We start from the raw sequence: 20,944 nt of genomic DNA, 5'->3' as shown, positions 1-20,944 counted from the left end.
CGACACCGGGCGCGGCGGGAAGGACGAGTTCCGGCAAAGCTCCCTCGTGCCCTTACCGATCAGTCACGCGTAGGGTCGGACCTGGGACGGATGACCACCGAAGAAAGGGGCAGCACCATGCCGCAGGAAGTACGCGGAGTGATCGCACCGGGGAAGGACGAGCCGGTACGGGTGGAGACGATCGTGATCCCCGACCCCGGTCCCGGGGAAGCCGTGGTGAAGATCCAGGCCTGCGGGGTCTGTCACACCGACCTGCACTACAAGCAGGGCGGCATCAACGACGAGTTCCCGTTCCTGCTCGGTCACGAGGCGGCGGGTGTCGTGGAGGCCGTGGGGGAGGGGGTCACGGACGTGGCGCCCGGTGACTTCGTGATCCTGAACTGGCGAGCGGTGTGCGGCCAGTGCCGGGCCTGTCTGCGGGGCCGCCCCTGGTACTGCTTCGACACGCACAACGCCAGGCAGAAGATGACCCTGACCGACGGCACCGAGCTCTCCCCGGCCCTCGGGATCGGCGCCTTCGCCGAGAAGACGCTGGTCGCGGCCGGTCAGTGCACCAAGGTCGACCCGTCGGTGTCGGCGGAGGTGGCCGGACTGCTGGGCTGTGGCGTGATGGCGGGCATCGGCGCCGCGATCAACACCGGCAACGTCGGACGCGGTGACTCGGTCGCCGTCATCGGCTGCGGCGGGGTCGGCGACGCGGCGATCGCGGGCGCAAGCCTGGCCGGCGCCGCGAAGATCATCGCCGTCGACATCGACGACCGCAAGCTGGAGACCGCCCGGAAGATGGGCGCCACGCACACCGTGAACTCCAAGGAGACGGATCCGATCGACGCGATCCGCGAGCTGACCGGCGGCTTCGGCGCCGACGTCGTCATCGAGGCGGTCGGCCGTCCGGAGACGTACAAGCAGGCCTTCTACGCCCGCGACCTCGCCGGCACGGTCGTCCTCGTCGGTGTCCCCACCCCCGAGATGAAGCTCGAACTCCCCCTCCTCGACGTCTTCGGGCGTGGCGGCGCGCTGAAGTCCTCCTGGTACGGAGACTGCCTGCCCTCCCGTGACTTCCCGATGCTGATCGACCTGCATCTCCAGGGCCGCCTGGATCTGGGCGCGTTCGTGACCGAGACCATCCAACTCGACGAGGTGGAGAAGGCGTTCGAGCGGATGCACCACGGCGACGTCCTGCGTTCGGTGGTGGTGCTGTGATGGCCGCGCGCATCGAACGCCTCGTCACCTCCGGTCAGTTCACCCTCGACGGCGGCACCTGGGACGTCGACAACAACGTCTGGATCGTCGGCGACGACCATGAGGCCATCGTCATCGACGCCGCCCACGACGCCCAGGCCATCGCCGCCGCCGTCGGCGACCGCAGACTGACCGCGATCGTGTGCACCCACGCCCACAACGACCACGTGAACGCGGCACCCGCCCTCGCCGAGCTGACGGGCGCGACCATCTGGCTGCACCCCGACGACCTGCCGCTGTGGAAGCTCACCCACCCGGGACGCGAGCCCGACGCCCACCTGGCCGACGGACAGGTCATCGAGGCCGCGGGCGCCGACCTGACCGTCCTGCACACCCCCGGGCACGCGCCCGGCGCGGTCTGCCTGTACGACCCCGGGCTCGGCGTGCTCTTCACCGGCGACACCCTGTTCCAGGGCGGCCCCGGAGCCACCGGCCGCTCCTACTCCCACTTTCCGACGATCATCACCTCGATCCGCGAGAAGCTGCTCTCCCTCCCGCCGGGGACGAAGGTGCTCACCGGCCACGGCGACGCCACGACGATCGGCGCGGAGGCACCGCACCTGGACGAGTGGATCGCACGCGGACACTGACGAAAGGCGACAGAAGATGTCCGGTTTCCCCGGCATCCTCGTGGTGACATCACTCGCGCAGTGATCCACTCGTCGGGGAAAATGGGAGGCCGGACATGCCGCGTCCGCTGGAAGGCAAGGTCGCGCTCGTCGCCGGAGCGACCCGAGGGGCCGGGCGGGGCATCGCCGTGGAACTCGGCGCGGCCGGCGCCACCGTCTACGTGACGGGACGCACCACCCGCGCCCACCGCTCCGAGTACGACCGGCCCGAGACCATCGAGGACACCGCCGTCCTGGTCACCGCGGCCGGCGGCCGGGGCATCGCCGTCCCCACCGACCACCTCGACCCCGCCCAGGTCCGCACCCTCGTCGACCGCGTCGACGCCGAGGAGGGCCGGCTCGACGTCCTCGTCAACGACATCTGGGGCGGCGACAAACTCTTCGAGTGGGACACCCCCGTCTGGGAGCACGACCTCGACAACGGGCTGCGGCTGCTCCGCCTCGCGGTCGAGTCCCACGCGATCACCAGCCACCACGCGCTCCCGCTCCTCCTGCGCCGGCCCGGCGGGCTGGTCGTCGAGATGACCGACGGCACCGCCGAGTACAACCGCGACACCTACCGCGTGAACTTCTTCTACGACCTCGCCAAGGCGTCCGTGCTGCGCATGGCCTTCGCGCTCGGCCACGAACTCGGCCCGCGCAGCGCCACCGCACTCGCGCTCACCCCCGGCTGGCTGCGCTCGGAGCTCATGCTCGACACCTTCGGCGTCACCGAGGACACCTGGCGCGAGGCCCTCGACCGCGTCCCCCACTTCGCCATCTCCGAGACACCCCGCTACGTCGGCCGGGCCGTCGCCGCCCTCGCCGCCGACCCCGACGTGGCCCGCTTCAACGGGCGGTCCCTCTCCAGCGGCGGCCTCGCCCCGGTGTACGGCTTCACGGACCTGGACGGCAGCCGCCCGGACGCCTGGCGCTACCTGGTCGAGGTCCAGGACGCCGGGAGGCCGGCCGACACGACGGGCTACCGCTGAGCCTCACGCGTCGGGGACCGGCCGGGTCGGCCAGCGCGCCGGGTGTCCCGGCGGCAGCGCGAGATCCTCGCGCACCGCGGTGTAGTACCCCTCGCGGCCGGCCCGCTGCCGCTCCAGGAGCGCCTGCCAGGCGACCGGATCGACCGTCCCGGCGCGCATGAAGCGTTCCATGTCCATCACCGCGGTCACCCACTCCCGCGCCCGGTCCACCACCTCCCGGCTGCCCAGCATGATCAGCGCCTCCCCGGCCGGGTCGCGGCCGTCGGTCGCCTCCGCGAGGAGCGGTTCCGCCTCCGCCGGGGACAGGGGGTGCGGGTGCGGGTCGTTGCCGAGATGGGAGGCGACACGGTAGGCCAGGTTCACCGATTTCTTCAGCGCCCGCGCGTAGTCGCCGTACACCGACAGCCGCCGCTCCTCCCACCGCGCCGCCTGTTCCCGCCGGAACCTGGCCCCGTCGCTGCGCACGACCGCGAGATACGAGCCGAGCGCACCGATCACGACACCGATGAGAGCGGGGAGTTGCTGCAGGAACGCGGACATGCCCGCACGATAACCGCCCCGATGTCCGCCGGGTTGTTTCACTGTTTGGTCACAGCATGAGCCGTACCACAACCGCTGTCCCCGCCCGCTGGTCTACGTTGTCGAAATCGCCGCAACCGCGTCAGGAAGAGGGCAACTCATGGGGGACATGCGCAGACGAGGGGCCGTCGCGCTCGGCGTCACGGGCCTGGTGGCGCCGCTGACGCTCGTACTGGGCGCCGCGCCGGCCCAGGCCGCGAGCTGTACCACGCAGGCCGGGCCGTACCAGAAGCAGGTGGAGAAGTTCCTCGGCCGGCCCGTCGACGGCAGGCAGTCCAGCGCCGACTGCAAGGCGATCCGGGCCTTCCAGACCAAGCACGGCATCACGCCCAACATCGGCTACGCGGGATCCGTCACCTGGGGCGTGATGGACCTCATGAACAAGCAGAAGGCGGTGGGCAACAACCCCAACCGGGATCACAAGTGCCCGACCAACAGGGGCCGGATAGCCTGTGTCAACCTCACCCTCCAGCTCAGCTGGATCCAGGACGGCAGCAGGCTCGTCTACGGCCCCGTCCCGGTCCGCACCGGCCGCAACGGGTACGAGACCCGGACCGGTCTGAAGAAGATCTACTGGCGTGACATCGACCACGTCTCGACGATCTACAACGTGTCCATGCCGTACAGCCAGTTCTTCGACGGCGGCCAGGCCTTCCACTCGGTGGGCCTCAGCATGTGGAACCCGCCGGGCTCCCACGGCTGCGTCAACATGACCACGGCCACCGCCAAGAAGTACTGGTCGCTGCTGAAGAACGGCGACGACGTCTTCGTGTACGGCCGTAAGCCGGGCACCTGACAGGTACCGGCCGGGCTGACGCGAGGGTGAAGTGCCCCGGTGCGGTCGACAGACGGACGTGATCAGCAACACGGCGTCTTATGTCTCGATTATCAGGAATTACTCACGCGGCCTTCACTTCGGGAGCCGTATGCTTCACGCCATGTCCACCACTGTTGAAACCGTTTCCGATCGCTCGGCTGACGAGGTCAACGAGGCGATCCGGGCCCTGTGGCTGCGGTCGGGCGGGACACTGAGCGTCGAGCAGCGTGAGGAGTACCAGCGGCTCGTCCTGGAGTGGGCCGCCGCGGCCCCGCATCCGCTGGACGCGGACTGACACTCGTCCGAGACCGAGGCAGGACCGAAGCGGGCACCCTGACCGGGTGCCCTTTTCGTTTGCCCTGCCGCCCCCCCGCCGGCCTCAGCCCCAGGTCGCCGAGTAGTACTCGCGATACGCCTTGCGGTCCTGTTCGGCGCGGAAGTAGCGGGTGGCGACGAGGGCGACCAGACTGCCGCCGATCACCAGCAGACCGGGACCGATGTTGTTCGGGTCGGTGAGACGGGAGGCGAGGGTCGCGCCGCCGCCCCCCAGGCCGGTCACCGGAGTGGTCGAGCCGGGCGAGGTCGTCCCCGGGGCGATCGCCGCCTGAGTGGGCGACCCGGACGGCTGGGGAGCACCGGACGCGGCGTCGGACGGCGCGGACACGATGAGCGTCACACCCAGCTGGGCCAGCGCCCGCGTCACCGGCTGGAAGAAGGTCGTGCCGCCCGTCGTGCAGTCGCCGCTGCCGCCCGAGGTGATGCCGAGCGCGACGCCCTCCGAGAACATCGGGCCGCCGCTGTCGCCGGGTTCGGCGCACACGTTCGTCTCGATGAGCCCGCTGACCGTGCCCTCCGGGTAGTTGACGGTCGCGTCGAGCCCGGTGACCTGTCCGTCCTTCAGTCCGGTGGTGCTGCCGCTGCGGAACACCCGCTCCCCGACGGCCGCGTCACCGGTGCCCGTGATGCGCACCCCGTTGCCGTCACCGATGGCCACGATGTCGGCGCCGCTGCCCGCCTTGCCGCTCGCGTACTGCACCAGCGAGAAGTCGTTGACGGGGAAGCTCTGGTTGACCGTCTGGCCCACCTGCTGCTTGGCCGTGCTGTCGGCGAACCAGGTCGACCCGTTCGGGCCGCAGTGCCCGGCGGTCAGGATGAAGTCGTTGGTCCCGTTCGTCACGTTGAATCCCGCCGAACAGCGCCCGGTGGTCGACAGGATCGGCTGGGCGCCGTTGAGCCGGGTGGTGAACTTGCCGGCGGTTCGCTCCATGTGCACGAAGCTGCCGATGCCGGTCGCCGTCTTCGTCAACTGCGCCCAGTCGGAGGCCGAAACGGTGCTGTCGGCCTGTACGACGACCTGGTTCGTCCGGTAGTCCATCACCCAGGCCGTGCCGGGCACCTTGGGCGCCGCCCGCAGCGTCGAGGTGGCCGCCTTGAGCTCGTTCATGCTGTGACCCACGAGCTTCGCCTCGGCGCCCGCCTCACGCACCGCCGTGGCCGTGTTCTCGTCGGTGACCGCGACGACCGGACGTCCGTCGGTACCGATCCAGGTGCCCGCCGTGCGCGCCGTGCCGAACTTCTTGACCAGGGCCGCCCCGGGGTTGGTGACGACGGACTCCGGTTCGGCGCGTGGTGCCGCCGAGGTGCCGGGCGTCTCACTCGCCATGGCCGCCTGGGTGACCATGGCTCCTCCCAGGAGAAGTCCGCCGACGGCCGCCAGCCGTGTCGCTCGCCGGACGATCCGTCGTCGTACGTGCCTCATCCTTGGCTCCCGAAACCGAACGCGCGGCGTCAACACCGCGGGGCCCTCCGGTCGTCGAGTGCCCTCATCCCCATACGTGCCGCACCCCGGCCGCGTTCACCCCGAGAGTGATCACATCGGCATCGAAAGAGCGGATCAGCGCTTTCGCGCCACTCCGCCGAACATCGCCACCTCCGGCGGCTCCGTCATGCCGATCTGTCCCACCGACGGACGCCAGCGCGAACAGGACACGACGCCCGGCTCCAGCAGTTCCAGGCCGTCGAAGAAGCGGGCCACGTCCTCGGGGGAGCGCTGGGTCAGTTTCGGCGTGCCGTGCTCGTTCCAGAACCTCACGGCCTCGTCCACGTCCGGCATCGCCGGGCTGGTGATGGTGTGCGACAACACCAGATGGCTGCCCGACGGCAGCCGGTCGAGCAGACGCCGTACCAGCCCGTAGGGGTCCTCGTCGGGGCCGATGAAGATGACCACGCCCAGCAGCATCAATGCCACCGGCTGGTCGAGGTCCAGCGTCTTCGCGGCGTGTTCGAGGATCGAGTCGGTGTTGCGCAGGTCCTCGTCGAGATAGTCGGTGCGGCCCTCGGGTGTGCTGGTGAGCAGGGCCCGGGCGTGCGCCAGGACCAGCGGGTCGTTGTCGACGTAGACGATCCGGGCGTCCGGGGCGAGGTGCTGGGCCACCTCGTGGGTGTTGTCCGCGGTCGGCAGCCCGGTGCCGATGTCCAGGAACTGCCGGATGCCCGCCTCGGTCACCAGGTGCCGCACGGCACGGCCCAGGAACAGCCGGTCGGCACGGGCGTACTCGCCGATGTCCGGGTGCAACTCCCGGATCCGGTCACCGGCCGTCCGGTCGACCTCGTAGTTGTCCTTGCCGCCCAGCCAGTAGTTCCAGATGCGGGCGGTGTGCGGCTGGGTGATGTCGATACGGCGGTGCGGCGGCGCTGCGGCCGGGTCGACGGTCGGCGCGTTCTCGGTCACGGATTCAACTCCTGGGCCGGAAAGGAGAGCAGGATGAAGGCGGCATAGTCCGAAAGTAAATGTAGACCCCCGCGGACTCGGTCAACGAGCAATCCGGACAGCCGAGTTGACCTCGCCCGGGGATCCCTCCGCACTCCCTTCCCCTGAGTCCCCCTCACCTCCCGGCTCACGAGCGCGGCCGGACCACTCGGCCGTGGAGGTCGCCTGCCCGGACGCCCAAGGGCGGCGGCACGGCCGCGTCCTTTCGACCTGGGTACGCGGGGCCGGGACGACACCGGCTGCATACGGCGGTTGCGGCCCGACCACGAGCTGAGGCTCCCGAGGTGGTGAGGCGTGACGGTGCCTAGACTGCACCCATGGACGACAACGCGCTCGACCGGCTGGCTGCGGGCAAGTACCTGCTGATCACCAGCTATCGCAAGAACGGCACCGGCGTCGCCACTCCGGTCTGGGTGGTGCGCGACGGCGAGACGCTCGGGGTCTGGTCGGCCGCCGACGCCTGGAAGGTGAAGCGCATCCGGGCCCGCGGCGACGTCCTCGTCGGCCCCTGCGACGTGCGCGGCAACCCGACCGGCGAGCAGATCCCGGCCACCGCGGAGATCTGCGACGCGGCTGCCACCGCCCGCTACCGCACCCTGCTCGCCCGCAAGTACGGCATCGCCGGCCGGCTCGTCCTCCTCGGCAGCCGACTGCGGCGAGGCGCGGACGGGACCGTGGGGATCCGCGTCACGCTGTGAGAACGGAGGGGGGCACGGACCGCCGCACGGTCCATGCCCCCCGGCGTGGGCGTCGTGCTACGGCGCGTCCACGACCGTGCCGACCACCGGCGGGACGTCCGGCAGCGGGTTGCCCCAGTCGTCGGTCACGGCCAGACGCACCGACTCCTCAGGCTCGGCCACCTGGTCCTTCACCGTCGGGATGCCGAACTCGGCACCGGTGGACCCGGCCGGAACATCCGGCCCGGTGTACACGGCCAGCTGCGACAGCGGGAGCTCCGGGTCCGGCGACGCACCCGAGATCTCGGACAGCCACTGCGGGTCCACGTCCTTGGTGGACAGCTCGGCCCCCTCGGTGACCGGAATGATCTGGACCGGGAACCACATGCTCTCCTCGGCGGGCGCCGACAGCGAGATCCGCCAGGTCAGCGTCCCGCCCTCGGTCACCCGGTCGGTGACCGGCGTCAGGGTCGCCTCCGGCGCGGGGTCGTCGTTCTGCTCCGTGACGCCGCCCCGGTAGGCGCCGACGACCGCGCCGCGCACGGCCTTCACGAGGAGGTCGTCGCTCTTGTCGTAGCCGTAGAGCTTGTCGCCCTTCACCTCGACCGGCACGTCGATCGGGGTGGCGCCGGGACGGACGCTCACGACCTTCTCCCTGGCCGTGCCGGTCTCCGGGTCGACGACGTAGAAACGGACCTTGCCGCTGCCGTGCCCGGACACCTTGACCGGGATGTGGTAGGTGCGGGTGCCGGAGTCGCCCTCCTTGACCGTCATCCGGCCGATGTCGACGCGCGGCAGCGCCGCCGCCTTCACCGCCGGCAGGCCGGGAGCCCAGCCCCAGGCGTCCATGAACCAGGCATGTCCGGATCCCGAACGCGGCGTCAGCTCGAGGGACTTGACGTGCCTGAGGTCAAGTCCGGCGCGGGTGGCCGCGGTCAGCGGGAGCCTCAGCTCCCGGGCCCAGTAGGAGGAGGTGCGCGCGGAACCCGGCAGACCGTCGATCTTGGCCTGGCCGAGCTTCGCGCGGCGGCCGGCGGAGTCGGTGACGGTCACGTCCAGCTTGGTGCCGGTGGTGTTCGGCGGCACGAACACCCGCAGCGCCAGGTTCTTCGCGCCGGAGAGGGAGACGGAACCCGGGTAGGTGAACTTCGTCGGTGTGCCCGGCGCGGACCACTTCATCGCGACCGCGCGCTTGCCGGTGTCCCGCTCCAGGTCCCACCACTGGAAGTGCGGGGACATCCCGAGGGTGGTGGCGTCGTCCAGACACGCCTTCGCCGGGTCGGGGTCCGACCAGCACACCCGGCCGCCGGTCACCTTCACCCCGTCGTCGAGCAGGAACCCGCCGGTGCGGCGGCCCCCGACGGCGTGCGTCAGGACGCGGGCCGGGTCGGCGGAGGGGGCGCGGGTGCCGGAACCGTCGAGGAGCGGGCGCACCCGGTCGTCACCGGCGACGAACAGCCGTGCCGCGGCGGCGATGTAGGTCGAGCCGACCTTGTGCTGCTGGTCGGCGGTCAGACGGGTCGGGGCGCCGACGGAGCAGACCGGGTCCGGATTGTCCGAGTCTTCCCAGAAGTCGTCGGAGGAGGGAGCAACGGCCTTGCCCGGCGTCCACTCCGTGTTGAAGAAGTTGTGGTTCGCGCCGACCACGTAGACCGCGCTGTGCAGGGCGGCGCCCTTGCTCACCCCGCGCGTCCCGTCGACGAAGGTCTCGCCCTCGAGGTCCGCGACGTCGCCGTCGCAGCCGGGCAGGAGGGACACGGACGGCACGTCGGCGACCGGATTCTGGCCGAAGATCGTCGGTCCGATGTCGACCGTGCCGGCGATCTTCCAGCGGACCGGGCCGCGGTAGCCGTCCTGATCGGCCGGCGCCGGGTACAGGCTGTCCATCGCGGCCCGGTTGACGCCCTCGCCGCCGCGTGAGTGGCCGACGAGCAGGACCTTGGAGAGGTCCGCCTTGGGCGCGCTGCGCACCGCGGCCGGGGCGGTGCCCGGGTGGGCGGCCCAGTTCGCCCACTCGGCGAGATGCCGGCGCACCAGCGAGGAGCGGGCCTGCGCGCCGCCGTCGTCGACGTCCCCGTCCTGGGCGTTGATGCCGTTGGCGGAGATGGAGACGGTGACGTAGCCCTGCGAGGCGAGGAGCTTCTGGTCCTGCAGATAGCCGTTGTAGCTGGGGATGGGCTTCAGGCCCGCCGGGCACGGCCAGTTGCCGGTCGCCTCGTCGGTGCTGCCCGGCTTGTAGCAGGTGTAGTGACGGCCGTGCAGGAACAGTGCGAGCGGCCGCTTGCCGGTGGCGCCCTTGGGCGCGACGACGACGGCCTGCATCTCGATCTTCTCCGGATACCCGGGCAGCTTCACGGAGTCGAGGCGGTACTCACCGCTGACCGTGCGGTACGAGCCCGGCTTGCCGGGGTCCACGGAGTTCGCCGCCGGCGCGGCCGGGGGCCGGGCCGCGGTCAGCGGACTCCGGTCCCTGTCACCGGAGTTGCCGGCGGCAGCGTCCAGCCGGCGCCCGCCCGCCAGGACCTGGAGGTCCTCGAGGGAGGTGGCCCGGTCCAGGGCGAGCCGGAAGGTACGGCCGTCCGAGGACTCCTCGGGTACGCCGAGCAGTCTGCCGTCGGCGTGGAACTCGACCCGGGCGTCCCCCATGGGCACCGTCCGCTCCGACCGCCAGACCAGCTGACGGCCGGCACCCGCCCCGGTGACCTGCCAGCCGGGTGGCAGCCCGCCGCCGGAAGCCTCCGTCGTCGCCCCGGGCGGCTGCTGAGCCTGCGCCAGTCCAGGCGATGCCGCCAGTGCCGCGAGCACGGCCACGGCGGTGACACCTATTCGCCGGGCATGGATCAAGGGGCCCCTCCTCACACTTCGAACGCGGGCGCCCCGTCCGTACCGGGAGCACCTCACGTCACGAAGGAAGCGATGCGGGGCCTGTGGGTTGCCTGTGATGGAGGAATCCGCCCGCGGAGGGCAGAAATCCGGTCACCCGGCGGACTTCAGCGGTGCCAGCCCCGGTACGGCTCGTCGACCAACTGGAAGACGGGCTCGCCCCGTACCGGGTCCTTGACCGTGGAGAGGCGGACACGGTCGCCGCTGTGGATGGCGATGAGCGGGCCCATGACCCGGCCGCGTACGACGAAACCCTCCGCCATCTCGACCAGCGACACATTGCGCGCGGAGGGCGTGTTGCGGTTGACCACCGTGGAGTGCCGCACCGTTCCCGTGCCCTCGCTGCGTTCCGTACGGAGGTCGCTGCCCTGGCACACGGGACACAGCAGCCGGTGGTACATGGCGGTGCCGCACCAGGTGCAGCGCTGGAAGAGGATCGCCTCGCCGTCGGTCCGCGTGCGGTCGAGCAGACCCGCCGAGGGGCCGGCCGCCTGCTGAACGGCGCTTCCTGAGTAGTGGTACACGCTGGTCAACTCCCTGCCCCAGGCCCGGACTTCTGCCGTGCGCGGGACGCGCACGGACGTGCGCGGTTCACCGTGCCACCGTGCACGGCCCCAGCGTATGGCACTCAGTGCCAGGCGTAAAGGTACTGCGTACCCCCAATATGGAACGACTTCAGTGCCGCCCGAGGGCCGTCTCGATCTCCTGCACCACCCGCCACAGGGGCGCCCCGCGCCGCGAGACCACCACGACGACGTCCTCGGCGTCCTCGGCGTCCTCGGAATCCTCGGCGCCCACCGGCTGCCCGGCGGCGGCCGGGGCCGGTGAGGACGGCGGGGCCGGCGCGCCGAAGGCCGCCTGTACGTACCGCAGCGCGTGGTCGACCGTCGCGCTCGCGTCGCCCTGGCCGTCCGAACGCAGCCAGGACCGCAGGGCGTTGTTGTGTGCGGCGACCACGGCCGAGGCGATCACGTCGGCCCGCAGGCTGCCGTCGGAGCGGCCGGCGAAACGGCCCCGCAGATACGCGGCGAGGGCGCGTTCGTAGCGCCACACCACCGACAGCTCGTACGCGCGCAGCCCCGGCACCTTCTTGGTGAGCCGGTAGCGCTGCACGGAGAAGGAGGGGTTCTCGGCGTACATCGACAGCACCAGCCGGGCGGCGTCGCACACCCGGGCCACCGGCTCGGCGTCCGCCTCGCTGTCCGCGAGGAAGGCGGTCATGTCGGCCAGGCACCGCTCGTGGTCGGGGAAGACCACGTCCTCCTTGGAGGGGAAGTAGCGGAAGAAGGACCGCCGGCCGACGCCCGCGAGGTTCACGATGTCGTCGACGGTGGTCTGTTCGTAGCCCCGTTCCAGGAACAGCTGGAAGGCCGCCGCCACCAGGGCGTCCCGCATGGGCGGCTTGGCCTCCGCCTTGTCAGTGGCGCTCATGGACGGGAACGTAACACCTGAGTGCCCCTTGTGGCACTCAGTTCCCTCCAGTCAGGGAACCGAGTGCCTTGCACGGCGTGTCGAGGTCAGAGCCGCTCGGCGGCCTCGACCACGTTGGTCAGGAGCATCGCCCGGGTCATCGGGCCGACCCCGCCGATCGGCGGGGCGAACGAGCCCGCGACGTCGCCGACGTCCGGGTGGACGTCACCGAGCACGCCCTCGACCGTGCGGGTCAGTCCCACGGACAGGACCGTCGCGCCGGGCTTGATCCACTCGGGCCGCACCAGGTGCGCCACGCCGGCCGCGGCCACCACCACGTCCGCCTCGCGCGCGTGCGCGGCCGCGTCCTGTGTCGCCTCGTGGCACAGGGTCACCGTGGCGTGCTCGGTGGAGCGGGTCAGCATCAGGCCCAGCGGGCGGCCCACGGTCACCCCGCAGCCGATGACGCAGAACTGCTGCCCGGTGATCTCCACGTGGTTGCGGCGCAGCAGGTCGATGATGCCGCGCGGGGTGCAGGGCAGCGGGCCCGGGATGCCCAGCACCAGCCGGCCCAGGTTCGTCGGGTGCAGGCCGTCGGCGTCCTTGACCGGGTCGATCAGTTCCAGCACGGCGTGCGTGTCGATGTGGGCGGGCAGCGGCAGCTGCACGATGAAGCCCGTGCACGCCGGGTCGGCGTTCAGCCGCAGCACCGCGGCCTCCACGTCGGTCTGCGAGGCGTCGGCGGGCAGCTCCACCCGGATCGACGCGATGCCGACCTGCGCGCAGTCCCGGTGCTTGCCGCCCACGTAGGACCGGCTGCCCGCGTCGTCGCCGACGAGGACCGTGCCGAGCCCGGGGGTGATGCCGCGCTCCTTCAACGCCTGGACACGGAGGGCGAGTTCGCTCTTGATGTCGGCCGCGGCGGCCTTGCCGTCGAGAAGTGTTGCGGTGGTCACGGGAGTCGTCGAGCCCTTCGGGAGAAAAACGCGGGAGACAGCGGGAGGGAAACGCGGGAGAAAAACGACGGTCCTGTCATCCTACGACCCCTCCGTCCCCCTCCCCGCAGGAGTACCGCCCACCCCGACGTAACCTTTCAGCGCCGCAGCCCCCCGAGGAGTCCCAGGAGACCCCGTGCCGTCCGCCCGCCCCCGCCTCCTCTACGTCACGGACCTGGCCTACCCGGCGCGGGGCCGGCGCTACGGCGACGAGGACGTCCTCCTCGCCTCCCGGCTGCGCGCCGACTTCGACCTGGCCCTGTGCCATCCGCTGGACGCGGCGGCCCTGATGGACGCCTTCGACGCCGTCGTCGTCCGCAACAGCGGGCCCGTCCTCGGCTACCGGCGCGAGTACGACGCCTTCCGCGACCGCGCCCTGCGCGACGGCGTGCGCGTCTACAACCCGCTCACCGGCCGCGGCGACATGGCGGGCAAGCAGTACCTCCTCGACCTGAGCGCCGAGGGCTTCCCGGTCATCCCCACCGTCGACCGTCCGGCGGACCTGCACCGCCTTCCCCGGGCCGACCGGTACGTCGTCAAGCCCAAGGCGGGCGCCGACTCCATAGGACTGCGGATCGCCGGCCCAGGCGAGCTGCCCGCCCTGGCCGACGGCACGGTCCTCGTCCAGCCGTGCGTCGACTTCGCCTACGAGGTCTCCTTCTACTTCGTCGACGACGACTTCCAGTACGCCCTGTACGCCCCGGACCCCGAGCGCCGCTGGCGGCTGGAGCCGTACGGACCCACCGCGGCGGACCTGGAGTTCGCCCGCCGCTTCGTCGACTGGAACGGCCTGGCGTACGGCATCCAGCGCGTCGACGCCTGCCGGGCCCCCGACGGCGCACTGCTGCTGGTGGAGCTGGAGGACCTCAACCCGTACCTCTCCCTGGACGCCCTCGACGACGCCGGACGGGATGCCTTCGTGGCCGCGACCAGGCGTTCCCTGCGCCGCTTCCTCGCCGGCTGAACCCGGCCGCCCCCGCGCCCGTATCTCTCCCGGGGGACACGGAACGGAGGGAGACCACGGTGCCGACACCGGCCGAACCCGAGGAGTCGCAGGAACGGCGGGTCGTCGAACCCATCCGGGTCCTGCGGCCTCGCAACACCGACGCGCTGGCGGAACTGTTCCGCGAGATGACCGAGCTGACCGGGGAGCCCGTCGGCTACGAGGCGATCTCCCTGCCGGCCGGGGGCGGCGAGGCGGAGACGGAGCAGCTGCCGCCGGTGGGCCCCGACGCCGTCCGGGACGAGGAACGGACGGCCGAGCACCACGGCGGGCCGGCCTCGGCGGCCGACTGGGACTGGGACCGGGACCGGGCGGGTGAGCCGGACGGGTCGGGTGCCGGGACCTCGGCGGGAACCGGCGAGCACGCGGCTGCGGGGGAGCCGGGCGGCGACGAGCAGGACAGGTTCGGTACCGGCACCGGCAGGGCCGGCGGTGGTGTCGGTCGGCCCGCAGGGGTGCGGGGGCAGGCTTCCCCGGCGTTCCGTCCCGCGCGCGGCCGGCGGACGCACGGGGCGTCTTCGGAGCAGGGGCAGGGGCAGGGCTCGCGGGACTGGGCCGGTGCCGCGGTGCCTGGCCGTGCCGAGCGGACGAGGCGGTCCGCGGACGGGACCCGTTCCGGTGCCGGGCTGCGGCGGGCCGCCGTCACGGTCGGTGTGTGTGCCGCCGCCCTGGTCGGTTTCGCCGGCGCGCTCCTGCTGCCGGGCCGGGGCGAGGAGGCGGCCGCGCAGACGTCCCCGCCGAGCCCCACCCCGACGGCCACCATCTCGCCGTCCGCGGCCGGCTCCGCCGACCCCGACGGCGCCGGCACCCTCCGCGAGGGCGACAGCGGCCCCGAGGTGACCGACCTCCAGAAGCGTCTGCTGCGCATCCCGGACGTGTACAAGGACGGCGCCACGGACGGCCGCTACACCACTGTCCTCACCGAGGCCGTCGCCCGCTTCCAGCTCTGGTACGGCATCCGCGGTGACGAGGACGGCGTCTACGGCGACGACACCCGCCAGGCGCTGGAGTCGCGCACCGGGTGAGACCGGCGCGGACATGCCTCACAAAGGAGCGGACCGGGCGAATGCAGAAGGGCCCTGGCTCTCGTCGTCCGGGACGCGGATGTCCAGCACGCACACGTCGTCCCGGCCCTCCGGCTCCAACAGCGTGCTGAGCAGGCGCTCCAGGGGGGCCGGGCCGTCCGGGCCGGGCAGTGCGGCGGCCCGGGCGAGCCGCTCCAGACCCCGGTCGATGCGCTCCGTGGGCCGCTCGACCAGCCCGTCCGTGTACAGCAGCAGCCGGTCACCCGGTGCGAGACGGCACTCGGCCTCCTCGTAGCGCGGGGTTTCGCTGGCGCCGAGCAGCATCCCGTGGGGCCGCTCGAGATAGCGTGCCTCGCCCTCGCGCACCAGCAGCGGCGGCAGATGGCCGGCCTGGGCCCACACGATCCGCCGCTCGCCCGGGTGGTAGCGGGCCAGGGCCATGGTCGCCGTGCCGTGCGGGTCGCGGGAGTGCAGCAGCAGCGCGTTGAGCCGGACGAGCGCCCCGGTCAGCGAGGAGCCGGTGATGATCATGCCTTTGGCGGTGAACCGCAGCAGCGCCATCGAGGCGACCGCGTCCATGCCGTGCCCGGCGACGTCACCCACCACGAACAGGGCGTCCCCGTCGGGCAGTTCGATGGCGCTGAACCAGTCTCCGCCCACGTTGAGCCCCGACTGCGCGGGCAGATAGGCGATGTCGACGCGCAGTCCGGCCAGCCGCGTCGGCTGTTTGGGCAGCGGCAGCAGCGCGTCCTGGAGCCGGGCGGCCATCGTCCGCTCGGCCTGCAGCACGCCGTGCTGGGTGAGCATCGCCCGCTCGCTGGCGACCAGGGCCAGTTCGGCGCTGCGCTGCGCGGTGACGTCCTGGACGAAGCCGTGCACCTCCACGGGGTGGCCCTCGGCGTCCGCCACGGTCTCGGCGACCGCCCGCAGATGGCGGATGCCGTCCCGGGCCGCGATCCGGAACGGCACGTCGCAGGGCAGTCCGTCCCGTACCAGCTCCCCGATGGCGCGGGCCAGCGCCGGCACGTCCTCGGGCAGGGCGAGCCGTGGCATGCCGTTCAGCGGGACGGGGCCGTCCGCGGGATCGCGGTCGAGGAGGGCGAAGACCTGGGAGGACCAGTTGCCCTCGCCGGTGGTCAGACGCCAGGTGGCCCAGCCCAGCCTGCCCAGCCGCTGCACCTCGGCCAGCCGCTGTTCCTGCCGGTCCGAGGGGTCGTGCAGGACCCAGCTGACGACGAGCCCGTCGCCCAGCCGCGCCGCCCGCGCCGAGTACGTGGACAGTTCGCCGACCCCGCAGACCAGCCGCTGCCGGGCGAAGGGCTCGCTCTCGTACGGCTCGTCGTCCGCCAGTGCCCGCAGGCACCCCTGCCACAGCGGCTCGTTCGCCACCCCGGGCCAGCACTCGAGGAAGCGGAGCCCGACCAGTTCGCGGCCGGAGCGGCCGAACGCGTCGGACGTCCCGGCGGTCGCGGCGTCGATCCGGAAGTCCTCGACGACCCCCGAAGGGCCGGTGGCCACCGGGGTGAGCAGGACCGCGGACACCGGGAGCCGGTCGAACACCGTCTGCACGGCGTTCGCGGCGGCGTCCACGGTGGGTTCGCGCCGCAGGCCGAACATGCGCAACGGGCCCGTGCTGAGACGCGCCACCGCCAGCAGATGCTCCCGGACCGGGGGTGTGAAGATCTCCTCGCGGCGGCGCAGGACGCCGAGCGCGACCTCGGCCGACTCGCCGGTGACGACGGGCAGCCAGGCGCGCGAGCGCCACTGCTCGGGCGGGTCCCCGATCAGCAGGTACCGCTTCCGGTCCGCCTCGAGGTCCTCCAGCCAGCGCGGCGACCCGGTGGCGAGGGCGTCCAGCGCGGCGACGCCGGCCAGTGGCGGCACCCGGCTCCACTGCCGGGCCACCGCATCGTCGACCCCGGCGTGCCCGATCAGTTCGAGGCCGCCGCCGGACAGGCGTGCGTAGATCATCACCGCGTCGGCGCCCACGTCCGCGGAGAGCCGGTCCAGCAGACAGCGGGCCAGGTCCTGCGGGGTGCCGACGCGGACGAGCGCCTGGGCCAAGCGGCTCAGGGCGGCCGGGCCGAGCTCGTCCGTGGCCGGTGGCGGTGTGCCGGGGAGGGCGGTGTCGGCCGGGGGCGGCGGCTGGGGGGCCGTCGGCGGAGCGAGCGAGCCGAGGGTGATCCAGCACTCCTCCAGGAGCGTGTGCCGGGCCGACCGCGCCCGCTCCTGCAACTCCTCCTGCGCGGTGTCCGGGGAGCAGCCGAGCCGCGCCATCACCGCGCCCTTGGCCCGCTCCAGCACGGCCGAGGTGGCCGCGAGGTCCTGAAGCCGGTCCAGTTCCGCGCGCTGGCGTGCCACGACCCGGGTCAGGGCGGCCAGGTCGGGTACCTCACCGGACCCCATGGGCGGCGCGGGTTCGCTCGTCACGCTTTGAGCATCGCACAGGGAGGTGGAATCGAACGTGGTCTTGCGGCAACGCCCCCGGCAGGGGTGATCCCGAAGCGGACCGTGCCGTTCAGCGGCCGGAGTTGCTGTCCACCAGGGCCTGGCTGACCGCGCGGACGCTGCGGGCGATGTGCTGCAGCTGCATGAGTTCGGCCGCGTACAGCTTGATGGTGTGCTCGATGACCGATTCCGGCAGACCCAGCCGGGGCAGGTCGGCGCGGGCGGTCTGCAGGGCGGTGCGGGCCACCCGGATCTCCTGCTGGACCTGGATCGACGCGTGGCGGGCGAGCAGCACCGGGTGCCGGAGCAGGACCGGGTAGCTCGCGTAGCGCGCGGGCACCAGTTCGCGCAGCCACTTCGCGGCCGAGCGTTCCCAGTCGTAGCTGCCGGGGTTCTTGACCTGGCACGGCCAGTCCGGGCTGATGCGCGTCGTCGTCGTCAGAGTCATGGTCATCGCTTCCGGGTGTATGGCGTCGGGCGGGTGGTCCGACGTTTTGTGGGGCGGCCCCGGTCTAGGGGATGACCGGGGCCGCCACGGGCACTCGCGCGTGCGATGCCCCGAGCACCCTCGGCGCCGACGTGGGTAGGGGACGACGGCTTCGGGTGCCCGTACAGGAGCCCTTCGCGGGCGGGTGCGACCGTGAGCAGTATTTATATATGCCGTCCGCTTTGCAAGGAGCATGAAAACATTCATGCGTGATTTGCCCGGAAGGATCCCTCTGCGTATTTCCGGGGAGGGGGGTGTCGTCCAATCCGGTGCGCGGGCCGGTCGTTCAGGTGTCATTCACGCAGGAAGAACTGGTGCTGCTCGGCGATCTGCTCGTACTCCTCCAGCCTGGCCTGGGTGCGCTCGGGGCCCGCGTCGGTCATGGCCTGGAGCAGCGCGGCGGCCATCACGCCGGGTGCGGCGTAGGAGTCGAACACCAGCCGGGAGCCGGTGCCGGTGGCGAAGGTGACGTCGGCCCCGTCCGCCACGGGGCCCAGCGCCAGGTCGGTGATCAGCGCCACCTTCAGACCGGCGCTGCGCGCGACCCGTACGGCGGTCAGGGTCTCGTGCGCGTGCCGGGGCATCGAGAACGCCAGCACCCAGGTGCCGCCCGCCTCACGGGACTGCAGCAGCGCGTCGTAGGCGACGCTGCCGCCCCGGGTCACCAGCCGTACGTCGGGGTGGACGCGGCGGGCGGCATAGGCGAAGTACTCGGCGAGCGAGGCGGAGATCCTGAGGCCCAGGATGGTCAGCGGTGTCGACTGGGACAGCTGCCGGCCGACGTCGATGACCCGGTCGGGGTCGGCGAAGTCGCGCCGCAGGTTCTCCAGGTTCTCGATCTCCGCCTCGACCGCGGCCTGCAGTTCGTTGCTCCGGTGCACCTCGGCCGGAACCGGGCCGGGCGACAGTGTGCCGAGCGCGATCGACTGCAGTCTCTCGCGCAGGGCGGGGTAGCCGCTGAAGCCGACGGCGGCGGCGAACCGGGTCACGGAGGGCTGGCTGACCCCGACCCGGTCGGCGAGGTCGGTGATCGACAGGAACGCCGCCTCGGTGATGTGTTCGATCAGATACTGGGCGATGCGCCGTTGCCCCGGGGAAAGATGCGGTCCGTCGAAGAGAGCCCGCAGCCGGGAGGTCGGGGACACCTCCGCCTCCGGATCCGTCTTTCCCGAGGTGATCGCGGATGCCTGTGCGCGTGCCTGCTGAGGCGATGGCACCGGTGCGCCTCCTTTGTCTCCCACGCAGCTCAACATAGCTCACGGAATGTGCGGCACACGGTGCCCGAAGACCCGCCCACCGCACACCCTCCGTGAGTTACCGTCGGTAAATCGTGATCGAGTGCCCGACCTCGCCGACCTCGCGAGCGGAGTCGATCAGCTGGGCCAGCCGCCCGCTCGCCTTGGCGACGGCGGAGTCCGACACCACGAGCACCCCGTGCACCTCGCGCAGGGGCACCCGGCGGGGATCGGACGCCCGGATGCCGTAGTACTCGGGCACACCGCTGCCCTTGTAGACCAGCCACACCGTCCGGCCCGCGTACCGCTCGCGCAGCCGGTCCGCGAGCCGTCCGAGGTCCTGGCCCCAGTCCACGTTGGAGTCGTGCAGCCGCAGATGCGTCTTCGCCGGACCGCCGAAGGCCTCGTTCGAGTACGGCAGGTAGTACGGGAACGTCCGCAGCGAGCTGACCGCGACGAACGCCACCAGCGCCCAGGTCGCCGCCGACCGCCGGCGCCACCCGGTCGCGAGGACGCATCCGGCGGCCACCGCCAGGAACATCGGCAGGAAGACCACGTACCGGGTGCCGAAGTTCCGCGACCCGGTCATGGCCGAGGCCAGCAGTACCGCGCTCGGGACCAGCAGGTACGGCGCCGCCGGACGCAGCCGCCGCACCGCCACCAGGGCGACGGCCCCGGCGGCCCACAGCGCGAGCATGCCGAGCGGGGTCTTCACCAGCAGTGCGACCGGCAGGTAGTACCAGCGCGAGCCGTCGTACACGTCCCCGAACAGAAAGCCCTGCCACGGGTCGTTCTCCAGCCCGAACTGGATCCGCATGCCGTCCCGGTACGCCTCAGGGAAGGGCAGCACCTGCACCAGCAGCCCGCGCAGCCCGTGCAGCACCGGTACCGGGAAGTCGGTGTGGTGCGGATCCCAGCGCAGGCGGGGGTCGACGACGAGATACGCCGCCCATACGACGGCCACGGCGGCCAGCGCGACCACACCCGCCGCGAGCAGGGCCCGGCGCGCCCGTCGGATGCCCACCGACCAGGCGGCCAGCGCGAGCAGCACGGGTACGGCGGGCAGCATGCTCATCTTGGTGGCGAGCGCGGCCCCGAGGGCGGCTCCCGCGAGCGGCAGGTACAGCCGCGTCCGGCCGCCGCGGGCCCGCCACAGCAGCCACACCGACGTCAGCACGAAGCCGGCCGCCGGCACGTCCAGCGTCGCCAGCGAACCGTGCGCGATCACATCGGGGGAGAGGGCGTACAGGGCGAGCGCGGCCAGGGCGGGGACGGGCCCCGCGAGGTCGCGGGCGAAGGCGAACACCACCAGGCCGAACAGCAGCGTCAGCACGATCACCGGCAGCCTGGCCCAGAACATCAGCCGCCAGGGGTCGTTGCCGGACTCGTAGAGCAGATGCCGGCCCGCCTCGGTCTGGTCGCCGGTGAAAGCGGCGTCGACGTGGGGGTCGGCGAGGGCCACGCCGACGGCGATGACCAGCTTCCCGAGCGGCGGATGCTCGGCGTTGTAGTGGATCCGGTGCTCGTGCAGATAGTCGGCGGCCGCGACGACGTACACCGGTTCGTCGATGGTCGGCGTCTGCTGCACCGCCGAGGTCACCATCCCGACCGCCATCTGGGCGAACAGGAGGACCGCCAGGAGCGGCACGAGCCATCTGCGCCGGGCGGGCGGGCGCGCCGCCGCCGTCTCGGGAGCCGGCTCGAGGACCGTGTGCTGTGCGCTCGCCATCATCCGCCCCGCGGTGACACCCGCCGGGCGGTGGCGGGAGGGGT

Annotated in this window: 19 protein-coding genes; 8 read left to right on the top strand and 11 right to left on the bottom strand. The window is 72.1% G+C overall.

Annotated elements, in window-relative coordinates; all coding sequences use genetic code 11:
• Positions 1 to 117 precede the first annotated feature (117 nt).
• The 3 genes from ABT057_RS03360 to ABT057_RS03350 all read left to right on the top strand — a co-directional run bounded on the left by ABT057_RS03360 (position 118) and on the right by ABT057_RS03350 (position 2,842).
• On the top strand, positions 118 to 1,203 hold the full coding sequence (locus ABT057_RS03360) for an S-(hydroxymethyl)mycothiol dehydrogenase (protein WP_352340719.1): 1,086 nt from the start codon (positions 118 to 120) through the stop codon (positions 1,201 to 1,203).
• Entirely contained in the window at positions 1,203 to 1,832 is a 630-nt protein-coding gene (locus ABT057_RS03355; protein WP_352340718.1) for an MBL fold metallo-hydrolase, read from the top strand. Before ABT057_RS03360 ends, ABT057_RS03355 begins: the two co-directional genes overlap by 1 nt.
• A gap of 95 nt (positions 1,833 to 1,927) precedes the next feature.
• Positions 1,928 to 2,842: an SDR family oxidoreductase gene (locus ABT057_RS03350; RefSeq protein WP_352340717.1), complete on the top strand. Its 915-nt coding sequence runs from the start codon at positions 1,928 to 1,930 to the stop codon at positions 2,840 to 2,842.
• A gap of 3 nt (positions 2,843 to 2,845) precedes the next feature.
• Here the strand turns inward: ABT057_RS03350 and ABT057_RS03345 are convergent, their stop codons facing one another.
• Positions 2,846 to 3,382: a hypothetical protein gene (locus tag ABT057_RS03345; protein WP_352340716.1), complete on the bottom strand. Its 537-nt coding sequence runs from the start codon at positions 3,380 to 3,382 to the stop codon at positions 2,846 to 2,848.
• Positions 3,383 to 3,521: 139 nt separating this feature from the next.
• On the opposite strand from ABT057_RS03345, the gene ABT057_RS03340 reads away from it, so the two are divergent.
• Both ABT057_RS03340 and ABT057_RS03335 read left to right on the top strand, forming a co-directional pair.
• Positions 3,522 to 4,217: a L,D-transpeptidase family protein gene (locus ABT057_RS03340; RefSeq protein ID WP_352340715.1), complete on the top strand. Its 696-nt coding sequence runs from the start codon at positions 3,522 to 3,524 to the stop codon at positions 4,215 to 4,217.
• Positions 4,218 to 4,347: 130 nt separating this feature from the next.
• A complete protein-coding gene (locus tag ABT057_RS03335; protein ID WP_352340714.1) occupies positions 4,348 to 4,533 on the top strand; it encodes a hypothetical protein in 186 nt (61 codons plus the stop codon).
• A gap of 84 nt (positions 4,534 to 4,617) precedes the next feature.
• Here ABT057_RS03335 and ABT057_RS03330 read toward each other — a convergent pair whose 3' ends face one another.
• On the bottom strand, positions 4,618 to 5,997 hold the full coding sequence (locus ABT057_RS03330; RefSeq protein ID WP_352340713.1) for a S1 family peptidase: 1,380 nt from the start codon (positions 5,995 to 5,997) through the stop codon (positions 4,618 to 4,620).
• A gap of 135 nt (positions 5,998 to 6,132) precedes the next feature.
• Positions 6,133 to 6,969 carry an SAM-dependent methyltransferase gene (locus ABT057_RS03325; protein WP_352340712.1) on the bottom strand — a complete coding sequence of 279 codons (837 nt, stop codon included), beginning with the start codon at positions 6,967 to 6,969 and terminating at the stop codon, positions 6,133 to 6,135.
• Between the two features lie 356 nt (positions 6,970 to 7,325).
• Between ABT057_RS03325 and ABT057_RS03320 the strand changes: the two genes are divergently transcribed.
• Positions 7,326 to 7,706, top strand: coding sequence for a PPOX class F420-dependent oxidoreductase (locus ABT057_RS03320; RefSeq protein WP_352340711.1), 381 nt, complete (start codon positions 7,326 to 7,328; stop codon positions 7,704 to 7,706).
• A gap of 57 nt (positions 7,707 to 7,763) precedes the next feature.
• Here ABT057_RS03320 and ABT057_RS03315 read toward each other — a convergent pair whose 3' ends face one another.
• From ABT057_RS03315 to ABT057_RS03300, 4 genes are all read right to left on the bottom strand, one after another.
• Positions 7,764 to 10,529, bottom strand: a complete 2,766-nt coding sequence (locus tag ABT057_RS03315) for an alpha/beta hydrolase family protein (protein WP_352340710.1) — start codon at positions 10,527 to 10,529, stop codon at positions 7,764 to 7,766.
• A 146-nt stretch (positions 10,530 to 10,675) separates the two neighbouring features.
• Positions 10,676 to 11,092: a Zn-ribbon domain-containing OB-fold protein gene (locus ABT057_RS03310; protein WP_352340709.1), complete on the bottom strand. Its 417-nt coding sequence runs from the start codon at positions 11,090 to 11,092 to the stop codon at positions 10,676 to 10,678.
• A gap of 151 nt (positions 11,093 to 11,243) precedes the next feature.
• Positions 11,244 to 11,963 (bottom strand): TetR family transcriptional regulator, encoded by a 720-nt coding sequence (locus ABT057_RS03305; protein WP_352340969.1) that lies wholly within the window; start codon positions 11,961 to 11,963, stop codon positions 11,244 to 11,246.
• A 122-nt stretch (positions 11,964 to 12,085) separates the two neighbouring features.
• On the bottom strand, positions 12,086 to 12,934 hold the full coding sequence (locus ABT057_RS03300; RefSeq protein WP_352340708.1) for a bifunctional methylenetetrahydrofolate dehydrogenase/methenyltetrahydrofolate cyclohydrolase: 849 nt from the start codon (positions 12,932 to 12,934) through the stop codon (positions 12,086 to 12,088).
• A 175-nt stretch (positions 12,935 to 13,109) separates the two neighbouring features.
• On the opposite strand from ABT057_RS03300, the gene ABT057_RS03295 reads away from it, so the two are divergent.
• Both ABT057_RS03295 and ABT057_RS03290 read left to right on the top strand, forming a co-directional pair.
• Positions 13,110 to 13,937, top strand: coding sequence for an ATP-grasp domain-containing protein (locus ABT057_RS03295; RefSeq protein WP_352340707.1), 828 nt, complete (start codon positions 13,110 to 13,112; stop codon positions 13,935 to 13,937).
• A gap of 59 nt (positions 13,938 to 13,996) precedes the next feature.
• Positions 13,997 to 15,001, top strand: a complete 1,005-nt coding sequence (locus tag ABT057_RS03290; RefSeq protein WP_352340706.1) for a peptidoglycan-binding protein — start codon at positions 13,997 to 13,999, stop codon at positions 14,999 to 15,001.
• A gap of 18 nt (positions 15,002 to 15,019) precedes the next feature.
• Here ABT057_RS03290 and ABT057_RS03285 read toward each other — a convergent pair whose 3' ends face one another.
• From ABT057_RS03285 to ABT057_RS03270, 4 genes are all read right to left on the bottom strand, one after another.
• Entirely contained in the window at positions 15,020 to 17,407 is a 2,388-nt protein-coding gene (locus ABT057_RS03285) for a SpoIIE family protein phosphatase (RefSeq protein ID WP_352340968.1), read from the bottom strand.
• A gap of 112 nt (positions 17,408 to 17,519) precedes the next feature.
• A complete protein-coding gene (locus ABT057_RS03280; protein WP_352340705.1) occupies positions 17,520 to 17,903 on the bottom strand; it encodes a hypothetical protein in 384 nt (127 codons plus the stop codon).
• A 326-nt stretch (positions 17,904 to 18,229) separates the two neighbouring features.
• Positions 18,230 to 19,153 carry a MurR/RpiR family transcriptional regulator gene (locus ABT057_RS03275; protein ID WP_352340704.1) on the bottom strand — a complete coding sequence of 308 codons (924 nt, stop codon included), beginning with the start codon at positions 19,151 to 19,153 and terminating at the stop codon, positions 18,230 to 18,232.
• A 97-nt stretch (positions 19,154 to 19,250) separates the two neighbouring features.
• Positions 19,251 to 20,903, bottom strand: coding sequence for a phospholipid carrier-dependent glycosyltransferase (locus ABT057_RS03270; RefSeq protein WP_352340967.1), 1,653 nt, complete (start codon positions 20,901 to 20,903; stop codon positions 19,251 to 19,253).
• Between the last annotated feature and the right edge of the window lie 41 nt (positions 20,904 to 20,944).

The sequence above is a fragment of the Streptomyces sp. NPDC002588 genome (genome assembly GCF_040295925.1).
Classification (GTDB): domain Bacteria; phylum Actinomycetota; class Actinomycetes; order Streptomycetales; family Streptomycetaceae; genus Streptomyces.
This window is presented reverse-complemented; position numbering and strand designations above follow the sequence as displayed.